This window comes from Pseudoalteromonas sp. NEC-BIFX-2020_015 (assembly GCF_012952265.1).
Classification (GTDB): Bacteria; Pseudomonadota; Gammaproteobacteria; order Enterobacterales; family Alteromonadaceae; genus Pseudoalteromonas; species Pseudoalteromonas neustonica.
Window position 1 is genome coordinate 12,748 of the sequence record NZ_JABCJL010000002.1, and the last position, 12,954, is coordinate 25,701.

Genomic DNA, 12,954 nt, shown 5'->3' on the forward strand with positions numbered 1-12,954 from the left:
CCTTACTTCCCTATCGCTTGCTTTGCAAACAGATGCTTAATTGGGCCTAGGTTATCAACTAAGCTTAAACCCACCCCTCGCACTAGTTTTTTAAGCGGGTTAGTGCCTTCAAAAAGTTCTTTTAAGCCTTGCATCATGGTTATGTGCTTTTGCGCGTCGAGTTTACGGGTGCGTTCGTAATCACGCAGAGTACGTGAACTTGCAAACTCTTTATGTTGTTGGCTTAGCAGCTCAATTAAGTAAGCGGCATCTTTGAGGCCTAAATTCATACCAAGCCCAGCTAACGGGTGAATGGTGTGGGCAGCATCGCCTATTAACACTACTTTACCTTCTACCCACGTTTGCGCATAACGCATTGTTAATGGAAACGCAGCACGCTCACTTTGCACTTCACATAACCCACATTGGCTATCTAAAGCGGCCATTATCGCTTTATTAAAATCGTTGTTATCCATTGCTAATAACGTTTGGCAGTGCTCAGGACTTGTTGACCATACAATTGAATGAGTGTTGGCATCTGGCAATGGTAAAAATGCTAATGGCCCTGTTGGTAAAAATACTTGGCGAGCTATATTATTATGTGGCTCAGCGGTTTTAACCGTCGCGACAATAGCGTTATGGTCGTAATCTTTAAAGGTAATTGGCAAGTTAAACTGTTTGCGAATTGCTGAATTTGCACCATCAGCCGCCACCAGTAATTTCGCTATCACCGGCTCCCCTGAATCTAAAGTAACAAATACGTCATTGTCACTTTGATGAATTTGTTGGTAACGAGTATCAAATAATAAAGTTGCTTGGCTATGATTTTCTAGCTCTTTGATCAATGCATAACGAATAACATCGTTTTCGACTATATGGCCTAAATGAGGTAAATCTAGCTCATCGCTGTTAAAAGCAATTTTACCAAAACTGTCTTGGTCGCGTACATCCATATGGGTATAAGCGCGCGCCCGCTTTGCTATAATTTCTGGCCATACATTGAGGGATTCAAATAACGCTTGGCTAGCAAGGCTTAATGCACTTACTCGTAAACCATATTCATCGCCAGGCAATACCTGCTTTGACGCAGCATCTATTACGACCACGCTGATATTCGCTTTGGCTAACCCTAATGCGAGCGTTAAGCCTACACAGCCACCGCCCACAACACATACTTGTGCTTGCTTCATAGTCGTTTACCTTGTTTTACTTGCCCCATTAATTGCTTTGCCAATGGGGTTTTTAATGAGGAACATAAATCCATGGAGAATAAACCGCAGCTGCGGCCAAATGCCAGTACCCGTGATGAGTTTGAAAATAACCGCACTAAAGAATCCGTTAGCGTCATTACGGTATTAATATCTTGATTACGTTGCTTGGCATATTCACGTGTAAATGCGTAGCTGCCGATTGCTGATTCACTTTTTACTAATTCACTTGTTATTAGCTCACATAACAGCTGTACATCACGCAAACCTAAATTAAATCCTTGTCCTGCAATAGGATGAATTGCATGCCCAGCATTGCCAATAAGTACTGTTCGATGACTACTAAAAGACTCTGCACGGCCATACACTAACGGGTAACTTGCGCGCATACCCACTTTACTAAATAGCCCGCCACGATAGCCAAACGCACTTTGTAGAGCATTAATAAAAGCATCTTCACTTAGCTTTAGGTGATCGTCAATATCCGTTTTATCCATACACCACACTAACGAATAACGGTTATTACTCATGGGTAATAATGCCATTGGCCCATGCTCAGTAAAGCGTTCAAAGGCATGATTATGGTGGCCATCTGCCACTTCGATATTGGCAATGATTGCCCCTTGCGAATATGGCTGGGTTGCAAAGTCTATCTTCGCTAATTCGCGCGTTGGCGACTGCGCTCCATCGGCAACAACCACTAACTTGGCATTTAAACTATTGCCTGATTGTAAGGTGATCTGTGCATTGTCACTTGTGTAGTTTAAGCTCGCGATACTGTCAGGACAAAACAGTTTAATGTGTGAATTGGTGAGCTGATTATGAAGTGAGCGGCCAAATGGATTAACTTCAACCACATAACCCAGTGCAGGTTGAGCAAACTCATCACAATTAATATGAGTTTTTCCAAAATGCCCACGATCCGATACGGATACTTTTTTAATCGCAGTAGCAAAACCAATATCGGGGTCAAACACCTGCAACCCCTTTAAAAACTGTACAGATTGCTGGGCTAGCGCAATGCTACGATCATCAAAACTAGGGTGATAGTCAGCATTTATTTGATTAGCTTCAACTACGGCAATGCTGAGGTTTGGCGCATGTTTAGCCAAGCTTAACGCACAACTGGCACCCGCTAAACCGCCACCAACAATAACTACATCAAACTGCTCTGCCACGCGCTGCTCCTAGCGATTAGTTGCTTGTTTTTTCATTAAGGCTTCAATTTCGCTGATACTTTTGGGCGCACTCGCTGTCAGATTTTCATGGCCTTGCTCAGTCACTAACAGATTATCTTCAATACGAATGCCAATGCCTTTATATTGCTCAGGTGCTTTAGCATCTAAACTAATATAAAGCCCAGGTTCTATAGTCAACACCATACCAGGCTCAAACGGGCGTTCTTTTTCGTCTTTTTTGTAATCACCTACATCATGTACATCTAAACCAAGCCAATGACCTAGACCATGCATATAAAATGCTTTGCATGCTTGATTGTCTAACAGCTCTTGTAAATCGCCTTGCAGAATACCTAAATCAAGTAAACCTTGCGTAAGTACTTTCATAGCCAGTTTATTTGCTTTTGAAAGCGTACCACCGGGTCTTACTTCAGTAAATGCCGCTTCTTGCGCAGCAAGTACAATAGTATAAAGCGCGGCTTGTGGTTCACTAAATTTGCCATTGATTGGGAAAGTACGAGTAATATCCGCCGCGTAACCGTGTAGTTCTGCACCAGAATCAATCAGCACTAGATCACCATTGGTTAGCACATCGCTGTTTGCGGTGTAATGCAATATATTAGCGTTATCGCCACTACCAACAATAGTGCCGTACGCAGGATGGCGTGCACCATGCATTGCGTAATGATGATGAAGCTCCGCTTCTAATTGATACTCAGTAACACCGGGCTTTGCAAATTGCATAGCACGCATATGACCTTGCGTACTTATTTCACAAGACTCACGCATAATGCGCACTTCAGCTGGCGATTTAAATAATCGCATTTCGTGCACTAAACCACGAATATCTTTAATAGTGTGCGGTGCTTTGTAACCTTTTTTAGGTGCGCCACGTAGGGTATTTAATAATTCCCATACTTTATCGTCAAATTGCGGGTAAGTGCCTTGTGCATAAAATAAAATCTGCTGGCCGTTCACCAAATTCAATAATTGTTCAGTTAGCTCACTCAGTGCACATGTTTGGTCGAATAAATAATCTTTTTTGGCTTTTTCAAAACCGATTCGTCGGCCGTGCCAAATTTCTGCCAACTTATCCTTGTTCAAACAAAATAACGTACTTGGTGTTTCACTGCTTGGACTCAGTACCAACACAGCATCGGGTTCATTAAAACCAGTTAAATAGAAAAAGTCACTATCTTGGCGAAACGCATACTCAGTATCTCTGCTTCGAGTTACTTCGTTTGCCGCTGGAATAATTGCTACGCTATTTGGCTCCATCATGGCCAGTAAACGCTCTCTGCGTGCTTTAAACTCTGCTTTTTCTATACTAACTGTTGGCATTGTAAACCCTGCTTTTAGTGTTTTTAACGTTAAGGTACATTTTAACATTAAGGTATGTTGTCACTTAATGAAGTGTTTTTTTAGTGCTTTTTGGCGCTGGCTCTTGGCCAAGTTCCGCAAAGCATAAAAGTGCAGATACACGCACATACTCAATCACTTCGTGCAATGCTTGGCTGTCCTCTTCAGTTTCGTCAAACATGGTATCTAAGCGGGTAATTTCGCTAAAATCACTGATCACTTCTTTTACGTCAGCTGATAATTTGCCATAGTCTTTTTGCTTTAAGCCAAAACCAAGCATAAATCCTGCAACCCAAGACACTAGACCATTGGCTTGATCGACTAAAGTTTCGTCATCGCTTGGTAAAAATAAATCAAATTGAAATTCTTCATCGTTAAAGCTCTCTACGACTTGCTTATAAATAACAGCAAAAAATTCTTTCAGATCATGGCTAAATGATTGACCATCATTAAACACATCGCTTAATAAGCCTAGGTACTCTTTGGCTTCAATACTCAAACCACAGGCTAATAACCCACTGATCACGCCATGCGCTTCTGAAGGAGTGACAAAAATTTCGTTTTTTTCCAATAGTAATTGGGCTTGCTGGTAATCTGGTAATTCGTTCATGCTGGCATCTTCACTTGGCTAATTAAGTTAATGCTACCACTCGATAAATAGCAACTCCAATTAATTGTATGATTGAGGTCAAAAAGCAATCCGAAAAGTAAATAGTCAGTTACCAATGCTGAAAAAACCTTCGAACAGTACAATTATTTTGAATTTGGGGTGTAAGGATTGGCTTATGTCTTATATACTTAATTTGTTCCCTAGGGTGTTGGAGCTGGGTTAAGTCCCTGAGCCGATAAATTTTATGTTAGGGTTTCTGTTCGTCTGCTATTGTGCAAGCTCGGCATGTACCGAGAAGCCTACGGCAAACCGCAGATTCCCGCCCTGAGACCTTCTGGTTTCAGGACTAATACCGAGTGCCGCATACTTGGGGAACACCTTACTACTTCACTTAAGCCCTACTACGTTAATACATAAATAGTTAGTAAAAGCTATATGTCGTATTTTTTCCCTTATTGCTAATCTATTTCCGTTATACCTAATTGATAATTAAATTTAAAAATTAAAAATAGTTTCATTTATATTGAGAATAGTTTACGAATAAAACTCAAAATGATACACTATAACATAACAATAAACACAAAAACTACTAACGTGAAATTTTTTCATCTTTAAAACCTATCCCTTTTAAGTCAATAAAATAAATTAAACCGGCTAATTTGCAGCACTCGCAGGTAAAATTAATTGTGATTTACTGAATAATATATTCCTTGCAATCTTTTTTCAAAACTTAATAATTGCCTAATAATAATTCATTTGTATAATCGCCGCCCATGGAAGCAAATAAATATTTAAAGGAACCAATATGTCCGCTTATCTAAAAAAACTACTCACTACTGTTACTCTTTCTGCCACTCTTGTTTTAACCGGTTGTATGTCAACTGAACTAAAAACAAATGATAAATACGAACTACCTATCGCGATATCAACCAATAACCCAGCGTTAATTTTCCCAGTATCACTACACGGCGTACCTGGAAATGATACTGAGGTTGGTCTAGCTATTACAGCTGGTGTAGCTGGTAAGTATGGTGCTTCTGTTATTTCTGCACAGCAACTTTATAGCGTAGTAGGCAATCTGTCATGGACACTTGGCGAAAGTATGCGTAGAGGCGCAAATAAAGGTGATTACAAAATCAATTACTATGGTGAAAGAATCGCAACCGACTTGCAGTACTCAATGGATAAACTAACTAAAGCGTTAAAGAGCTCTGGTGTTATTGATGATAAAAACTTTTCTTTTGAAAATGTAATTGTTCTTCACGTAGATAGCAGCGGTGGTATTCCAGTCCCTGGCGTAAGACGCGTTACTGCATTTGGAGGAATTATTAACGTTAAAGATCTAGAGGTTGTTTCTTATATCGAGAAAGATCTTGTTCTAGCTAATGACAATGAGTCTATCTTGGCGCAAATGCCACTTGAAATGAATGCAATTGTCGAAGAGTTAATCGGCAAAAAATAAGCATTTATGGCCTTACAAGCATATGCCTGTAAGGCTGTTAGTATGTAGATTAACTCTATCCCCTCCCCTAGAGTTAAGGCCAGCTCGCGATTGTTTCCATCATAAATATCTAAATAATAGATTAAGTATTTTCTATTGAATAAAATAACCAATTACCGACCATTGCTCCGCAGATTTTTTTAACATCACAGTTTCAATGGATTGTGCTTTATTTTCAAAATCAGTTTGGAACTCTAAAATCACATAATCACCATCTGGTAATTGTGGTATGGAGGTTAATACTTGACGGCTCACGCCTTCACGAGATTTAACAACGCCAAGTGGCCTGCGAACTTGCTCTAGCTTAGATACCCAAAGTGTCTGGGGGACATTTTCTTGAAAAAACGCACCCGCCTGTTGCCAGCTAGCTGCATACTTACCACTATCAACCTCTTCTAACCAGCTTGTAGTCGGTTCAATTTCTTTTGACACATCGATAACTTTAGGTGCCTGCGCCCAAGAGAGCGTAGCTGTAATTAAACATAAAATAGCGATGAGATTTCTCATTTAAAGTTCCTTTTTATTATGTATTATAAGCGCATTAAATTAAAATATATTACTGTACAACTTTGCCGTAAATTAGTGCATTATAAAAACGATCATTTTTATATATAGCTTTATGTAAGCAGCCCTCTTTCAAAAAACCATTTTTTTCAAGCACCTTTGCTGAACGTAAGTTATTTTCAAAGACAACGGCATGCAAACGCACAACCTCAGTTGCTTGTAGTTGTGCAATTAATAACGCTAAAGCTGTTGTAACAACTCCTTGCCCCCAATATTCTTGAGCCAGCCAGTAGCCTATTTCGGCTGATTTACTATATTCAAACTCTCCTTTCATTGCTCCTATGCAACCAACACATTGCCCATCGAGTTCAATCGCCCATGCGTTACTTAATATGCAGCCTTTTTCAATCCACCAGCGCGCATCCTCTTCAGTATATGGGCTAGGTATTTTCGATGATAAAAAGTGAGTAACTTGTAAATTATTAAGATACTTAACAAGCAATAAGACATCGTTTGGTTGAAATGACCTGAGCTTGATCACGTATTATACTCCCTTACTTTCGAGTTGATTTTTATTACAATAAGTGGCCTTTTCAAAGTCACTCACATTCATCGCAATGTTATCGATATGCGGGAACATCTGAGTAAGTTTGGTCACTATCACTTTTGATAATTCAGCTTTTTGAGCCGTTGTTCGACCTTCCATTATATGGCCAAAAACATGGATAAATTCGTGCTGTTTATTGCCCACTAAATAACGATTATACGGGTTTACCCTGACTTTAATTTCATGCTCAGCAAACAACCCCGAGGCGTTTACAGTATGGTAAATTTGCTCATTAATAGTATCTTCATCATGATAGGCCAAGATACTCTGCGAGCAATCGATAATAAAATGTGGCATTAAATAACTCCTTGTTTATGAAAAAATAAGTATCTAATTTAACTTATCTTTTTTATCATAAAGCACTGCATTATAGTTAATTTTATTATAGAGCTATCAAAGAAAATGTATGAGTATATAAGGAAAACGAGATGGTGTTATACCTAAGCCACCTCAAAATGCAGGATTTTACCTTTAGTAGAGTGTATTTTACCTCTTCTCACTTTAATCTAAAGCCGCATCACCCGATACGGCTTTATTATTTTATCTAGGCTAGCATATAGTCTTTATATTTTAACTTTCAGGGGTCAATATCCCGACTGCGCTTTGTGATTCACTGGCTTTAAGCTCCCCCTTGAAAAACCAAGGTGCGAATAAAGTAATGACAAATAACGTAACCATACCGCTAATTAGCAGTGATAACCCCACTAATGTACCAAGATCAATCAGTGCTTTGTGCTGAGAAAACAACAAAGCAATAAATCCAATACTGAACACCAAGACATTAGCAATAATCGCCCTACCACTTACCCTCATTGCATTTAATAAGGCGTGGTTAATACTGTGACCATTTTGTATTTCATGTTGGATCCTCAAGATGTAATGCACTGAGTAATCAACAATGCCAAGTACTAAAAATGAAATAATGGCCGTCCCGATGTTCAGCTCAATGTTTAATACCGTCATCAATGCAAAATAAATCATCACTGTAGACAATAAAGGCAAAGTGCCTGCTAAACCTAAGCGAATCGATTTAAACCATATGATCATGACAAGCAACACTGTTATTAATGCAATAGAAGCGCTCACAGTTTGACTTTTCACTAACGCATCTAACACAGCAGTCCATATGATTGGCGAACCTGCGTGTGTAATTTTCACTCCTTCCGGTTTGTTTTTTTCAATCCATGGTAAAGTGTGATCTAAGAAAGATTGATAGTCATTTGCCACCGTTGTTCCTAGTGTGTAAAGCAACACGGTTTTAGAAAAGTCTTCGTTTAGTACATTTGTGACATCAGAACCGCCACTATTTTCAAACATTAAAATAGACTGCCTGATGATATCACTGCCGGCAATTTCAACTTCATAAGTTTGCTTTGTATCTTCATCAATTTCAGTAAAGCGCTCAACTTCATTGGGTAGACGATTGTACTGAGGATCAAAGTCATTCAATGTGTAATTAATACGCCTTACATAGCGCGCCAAAGAGTAGCTGTAATTCACTGTACTGTGCTGATGAATGTGTTGCTCTAATTGGTCAATAAAATGTGCAACTTCAAGAGTCAATGCACCACCTTTTATACCTGTATCCACTTCGATCCAACCAGGGCTGGTACCCGCAATGTGATTATTTATAAAATCGTCGGAGATCCTAAAATCACTTTGTTCTGGAAAGTAACCCGATCCCATATCATCAACACGCACTTGCGAAGCCAAAAAGCAAGAGCCAGCAAAAAGCCCAAGAAAAACCACTGAGAACACTTTTCGATTAGCCATAACAGGTGTTAACGTGCGCACAAGTAAGCGACTAATAAAATATTTTTCACTCACATCACCACTACTTTGTGTTGTTTGTGGTGTCGCTATGATGTCTTTGTTCGGGAAAAGAGCGAGTAAAGCTGGGATCAATAATAAAGAAATAATCAGCGCAACAAACATACCAAACGATATAAACAAGCCAAAGTTGCGCAAGCTTTCAATACTAGATGACGTTGACATTGTAAAGGTCAAGCAGGTTGTTATTGTGGTTAATACAACTGGGGACACCATTAAGATCATCGCTTTGCGAATAGCCACTAAGCGAGATTTATTGATTTTCTTCTGATGGTAATACTCAGCCATAACGTGTATCGCATCAGATAAGCAGATGGTTAATAAAAATACCGGCAGGATGGCGGTGATCACATCTAATGGCGCATTTACAATGGCCATCATGCCCATTGTCCACACTGTACACATCACAACGTTTATTAAGGGGATAACAACACCTAAAATGGTCTTAAAGAATACCGCTAAAATTACCGTAATTAATAAAATAACGATCGGCAGTAAAGTCGCAAAGTCGTGGTCTATCACTTGCTTTTGTGCAGCAAAAAATACCGGAACTCCACTGATATAAATATCATCTTTAAGTTCAGGGTGAGCCTCTTGGTAATCACTAACAAGCTGTTTAAACGCCTCATATGCACGCACTTGGCCAATGGCATCATCTTCTAAAATACTTAACTCAACAACAATAAGTGCAACTTTTCCATCCGGTGAAATTGGACCATACTCAATGAGCTCGTTATCTTGGACTGCATTTTTAACAAACTCGATATCTTGATTGCGCTGATTCACTGTTTCTTGCGCAAACATAGTACCATGTTCATCTAAAAAGACATTTTCAGTTGATGACAAACCCGCCATTTCTCTAACGGGGTCAAGGCGTTCAGCAAAAACTCGTAAATTGCGTTGCTGCTTGTCTGTCAATTGCCAAGTAGCTGATTGACTGACAAGTTCACGCGCGAGTAAACCGTCATTTGGGGTCATGCCATCCGCCAAAATTACATCAATACTGGTTATTAGTTGACGGTTTTCTGGGTAGGCAGATTGCAGCTCTTTAAGCATTTGCGCATCGCTTTGATCAACATAGTTCATTCTTTCAGCTGCGCGTGATAGATCAAAAATAGCGTTAATCGAAGCTTGATTGAAAACTGTATTATCATTGTGCAGAGCGATCATTACAGAGTCGTATGTGCCCGTAAACTCCTCTCTTAAGTCAAAAATTGTACTGCGAGCAGGGTGATCCTGCGGTAAGAAATAGGGGTTGTTATCTTCACTCAAATTAGCAGAAGCAACCAGAAAGTAAGCTGTAATAAGTACTAGCAAGGCTAATATTGATTTTGGGTACTTAAACACAAAATCTAGATATTTTTCTAACATGTCAATTCCTTATTCTAATTCAGAGATTTTAGTTAACTCTGCAACATCGCTGTCTTTTATGCCTCGTTTAAGTTTCGACTTTCTGAAAATGGCATCTTCAATACCTTGGTTATAAAGCGTCTCATGAAACAAAAAAGTGCTTTTTTTATTTTCAATAAAATTTGTCATAGTTGATGCCGTAATCGTCCAAAACCCTTGAATTTTATCAACTTTATCAACATTCAGTTGTTTAAATAAAATACCTTTTGCATCAAAGTATTGCTGTTTCAAAATTAACTTTCTGTCTTTATCAACCCAAGTTACCAACTTGTAGTATCCCGACTTATTTATAACATCTTGTGATTTTGGAGTACGCTCAATGACATGTGTCTCAACGTCATTTACGCTTTCGCTTTTTACAATTTTTGAGTCAAAATCAGTGACGCGCAATTTATCTAAATCGTAATACGAATATTCGCTGCCCATAAAAGCGCCACGTTTATCCGTCGCAGAAATACGTCTTACTTTTCTAAATGCCGGAAGGTACATCCACTGCTCGTCTTCCTGCGCCGTACCTTCATCAAAGCTGCGCATCAAAAAACTAATATCGCGCACATCTGCGGGGGCTTTGATAGCCAAAACCATTACTTCGTCTTGATCTATATCTTTTTGCAACATATAAAACTGTCGCTGATTAAGCAGACTATCATCGCTTAGCGTTTTCAAAGTCACCGTGGACATGTAATCTTTACCGTCATTGCGATCACGCACCTGTTGTAAAATGTTATTTGCGTCATTAGCCGAAGCATCTGCAAATACACTTAACAAAATGCCAGCTGAGGCCAAAATATGTGTTAGTTTCATTTTTTCTCCTTAAAAATAATATGTTGCAGCAAGCCAAATGCGATCACGCTGCTGCTGTGCACCTAAATAATTCGCTTGCTCACCATCGATGAGATCGAGGTTTAGCTTTAGTAGCCAATATTGATTGGGCTTGTAAGTTAGTTTTAGCTGGGATAAAAGCCCACCACCTTGGTTATCGACGTAACTTAATGCCGCGCGTAAGTAAACTTGATTAGCAAAGAAACCCCGCTCTGCTGAGGCTGTGTAAATTGGTGCAGATTCAGGGATCATATACGTGGGTTGCCAACCATTGAGCAATTGATTGGTATACTGAACTGTTGTAGTCCAATCTTTGTAGCGATAATCCAAGCCCACTAATGCTTCCAACTTGTTGACGTCTTTGTGCTGTAACGCACTATCATTAACTGTGTAATTATCAAAGTAGGCAAGCTCAGTCCGAAGCACGAAGGCATCTATTGGCTTGCTCAAACTAGTTCCTAGCATTGAAAACTTTTCATAGGAATAGTCAGGCCGTTCACTAGCCGTTGCATTCAATACGGGATCATCTTGGTAACCGTGAAATGCGTACAAGCTGATATCTGTGTCATGAACAAACATGTTATAACGCAAACCTAGTTCGTACTTCCCCCACTCACTGCTTTCACTATTTGGGTAATAGTTATTGCCAAACTCTGCACCCGAGGCTGGGTATTCATTACTACGTTGTTCAATAGTGGTAATAAAGTTTAACGTATCGCCGTTATCGTACTCATAGTCCACTTTTAACATTGGCACAGCCACACGATAATCGTCGATATCAAACAAAATAAAGCTTTTAAAATCCAATGGATTAATAACATCAACAATACGTAAATCGTCGGCTTCGCCCCACACTACCTTTTGATAACCAAATGACCAAAAGCTCAGGCCTAATTCCCCTGAAACATACGCCTCTTCGATAATTGCTCGCGATCCATATTGATCTTCGGCTGCAATGCTAAAACGCTCATTATCACTGTAGACAAAGTCATGCTCTAACCTGCCATCAAAGGTAAAACTCAACTGCTCAGTGCTGTATTCAAGTTTTGTCCCAACCGCAATTCTTTGCTCTGTAGCATAATTTTCTGCAATGTTGTAACCAAAGCTACTTGTTAGATTAGGTTGAACATACAAATTGGCGTAGCTACTACTACTTACGCTGCATACAGCAATCAATACTAACCTCCGCATGAGCTGCCACCGTCAATAATTAATGATTGCGCAGTGATCATTCGAGCTTGTTGTGAACATAAAAAATACGCACTATCAGCAACATCACTACTTTGCACATAAGAGCGCATTGGGATGCGTTTTTTTGCTTTTCGCATTACTTGATCGAGCGTTGAACCAACCATATCAGCTTGCTTTTGCAACTCTTTACGAAGTAAAGGCGTATCAACGTAACACGGTAAAATAGCATTAACTCGAATACCATGGCGCGCCCAATCCATTGCAAGCCCTTTCATCATACCCAACTGTGCATGCTTTGAGCTGCAATATGCTGTGTTACGATGATTACCCATTTTGCCCAAAATTGAGGACATAAACAGTACAGCACTGCCTTTATCAAGCTTAGCCTCACATTGCGCTATAATTGATTGGCAGCTATTTACATTTACGTCCATCACTCGCATGAAGGTATCTCGCTCATTAATCTCATTTTCATCAGCTACGCCATGACTAAGCACTAAAGCCTCTAATTGTGTTAAAGGTTCTAGTGCACTGGCTAATTTCGAGAAATACGCTTGGCCAGTCAAATCTGCTGCAATAGCAATAAAAATGATATCGCCATCGGCATAACGCAATTGCATTGCTTTTAAGCTCGCTTCATCTCGATCAAGTGCAATAATGTAGCGGCACCCTTGTTCAATAAATTTTTCAACACAAGCCGCGCCTATACCGTTTGCTGCGCCACTTATTAAAACTGAATTAATTGCTTTTTCCAT

The 12,954-nt window shown here is 39.5% G+C and carries 12 protein-coding genes and 1 other RNA gene; 2 read left to right on the forward strand and 11 right to left on the reverse strand.

Annotated features, from left to right (window positions below; translation table 11 throughout):
- Positions 1-2 precede the first annotated feature (2 nt).
- From HH219_RS01595 to HH219_RS01610, 4 genes are all read right to left on the reverse strand, one after another.
- The gene (locus tag HH219_RS01595; protein ID WP_169326446.1) at positions 3-1,169 is read right to left on the reverse strand and encodes an FAD-dependent monooxygenase; all 1,167 of its coding nucleotides are present in this window, start codon (positions 1,167-1,169) and stop codon (positions 3-5) included.
- Entirely contained in the window at positions 1,166-2,365 is a 1,200-nt protein-coding gene (gene ubiH / locus HH219_RS01600; RefSeq protein ID WP_064435270.1) for a 2-octaprenyl-6-methoxyphenyl hydroxylase, read from the reverse strand. The genes HH219_RS01595 and ubiH overlap by 4 nt, the downstream gene beginning before the upstream one ends.
- Before the next feature lie 9 nt (positions 2,366-2,374).
- Positions 2,375-3,706, reverse strand: a complete 1,332-nt coding sequence (pepP, locus tag HH219_RS01605; protein WP_169326447.1) for a Xaa-Pro aminopeptidase — start codon at positions 3,704-3,706, stop codon at positions 2,375-2,377.
- A gap of 64 nt (positions 3,707-3,770) precedes the next feature.
- Positions 3,771-4,334 (reverse strand): UPF0149 family protein, encoded by a 564-nt coding sequence (locus HH219_RS01610; RefSeq protein WP_054205584.1) that lies wholly within the window; start codon positions 4,332-4,334, stop codon positions 3,771-3,773.
- 194 nt (positions 4,335-4,528) lie between these two features.
- On the opposite strand from HH219_RS01610, the gene ssrS reads away from it, so the two are divergent.
- Positions 4,529-4,712, forward strand: a non-coding RNA gene (ssrS, locus tag HH219_RS01615) — 6S RNA.
- A 427-nt stretch (positions 4,713-5,139) separates the two neighbouring features.
- Positions 5,140-5,796, forward strand: coding sequence for a hypothetical protein (locus HH219_RS01620; RefSeq protein ID WP_054205583.1), 657 nt, complete (start codon positions 5,140-5,142; stop codon positions 5,794-5,796).
- 132 nt (positions 5,797-5,928) lie between these two features.
- On the opposite strand, the gene HH219_RS01625 is transcribed toward HH219_RS01620, so the two are convergent.
- From HH219_RS01625 to HH219_RS01655, 7 genes are all read right to left on the reverse strand, one after another.
- Positions 5,929-6,342 carry a DUF4019 domain-containing protein gene (locus tag HH219_RS01625; protein ID WP_169326448.1) on the reverse strand — a complete coding sequence of 138 codons (414 nt, stop codon included), beginning with the start codon at positions 6,340-6,342 and terminating at the stop codon, positions 5,929-5,931.
- Positions 6,343-6,391: 49 nt separating this feature from the next.
- Positions 6,392-6,880, reverse strand: a complete 489-nt coding sequence (locus HH219_RS01630; protein ID WP_054205581.1) for a GNAT family protein — start codon at positions 6,878-6,880, stop codon at positions 6,392-6,394.
- Positions 6,881-6,883: 3 nt separating this feature from the next.
- Positions 6,884-7,243: a 5-carboxymethyl-2-hydroxymuconate Delta-isomerase gene (locus HH219_RS01635; RefSeq protein ID WP_169326449.1), complete on the reverse strand. Its 360-nt coding sequence runs from the start codon at positions 7,241-7,243 to the stop codon at positions 6,884-6,886.
- 273 nt (positions 7,244-7,516) lie between these two features.
- Positions 7,517-10,147, reverse strand: coding sequence for an MMPL family transporter (locus HH219_RS01640; RefSeq protein ID WP_169326450.1), 2,631 nt, complete (start codon positions 10,145-10,147; stop codon positions 7,517-7,519).
- Positions 10,148-10,156: 9 nt separating this feature from the next.
- Complete coding sequence (locus HH219_RS01645) at positions 10,157-10,990, reverse strand: outer membrane lipoprotein-sorting protein (protein ID WP_169326451.1); 834 nt, start codon at positions 10,988-10,990, stop codon at positions 10,157-10,159.
- Between the two features lie 9 nt (positions 10,991-10,999).
- Entirely contained in the window at positions 11,000-12,199 is a 1,200-nt protein-coding gene (locus HH219_RS01650) for a DUF1302 family protein (RefSeq protein WP_169326452.1), read from the reverse strand.
- Complete coding sequence (locus HH219_RS01655; protein ID WP_169326453.1) at positions 12,187-12,954, reverse strand: SDR family oxidoreductase; 768 nt, start codon at positions 12,952-12,954, stop codon at positions 12,187-12,189. The genes HH219_RS01650 and HH219_RS01655 overlap by 13 nt, the downstream gene beginning before the upstream one ends.

What these genes read in the sequence shown, in the direction of transcription:
- HH219_RS01625 (WP_169326448.1), bottom strand. Translation starts at nt 6,342, where the DNA reads ATGAGAAATCTCATCGCTATTTTATGTTTAATTACAGCTACGCTCTCT.
- HH219_RS01645 (WP_169326451.1), bottom strand. Translation starts at nt 10,990, where the DNA reads ATGAAACTAACACATATTTTGGCCTCAGCTGGCATTTTGTTAAGTGTA.
- HH219_RS01635 (WP_169326449.1), bottom strand. Translation starts at nt 7,243, where the DNA reads ATGCCACATTTTATTATCGATTGCTCGCAGAGTATCTTGGCCTATCAT.
- HH219_RS01650 (WP_169326452.1), bottom strand. Translation starts at nt 12,199, where the DNA reads ATGCGGAGGTTAGTATTGATTGCTGTATGCAGCGTAAGTAGTAGTAGC.
- HH219_RS01610 (WP_054205584.1), bottom strand. Translation starts at nt 4,334, where the DNA reads ATGAACGAATTACCAGATTACCAGCAAGCCCAATTACTATTGGAAAAA.
- pepP (WP_169326447.1), bottom strand. Translation starts at nt 3,706, where the DNA reads ATGCCAACAGTTAGTATAGAAAAAGCAGAGTTTAAAGCACGCAGAGAG.
- HH219_RS01655 (WP_169326453.1), bottom strand. Translation starts at nt 12,954, where the DNA reads ATGGAAAAAGCAATTAATTCAGTTTTAATAAGTGGCGCAGCAAACGGT.
- HH219_RS01640 (WP_169326450.1), bottom strand. Translation starts at nt 10,147, where the DNA reads ATGTTAGAAAAATATCTAGATTTTGTGTTTAAGTACCCAAAATCAATA.
- HH219_RS01595 (WP_169326446.1), bottom strand. Translation starts at nt 1,169, where the DNA reads ATGAAGCAAGCACAAGTATGTGTTGTGGGCGGTGGCTGTGTAGGCTTA.
- HH219_RS01620 (WP_054205583.1), top strand. Translation starts at nt 5,140, where the DNA reads ATGTCCGCTTATCTAAAAAAACTACTCACTACTGTTACTCTTTCTGCC.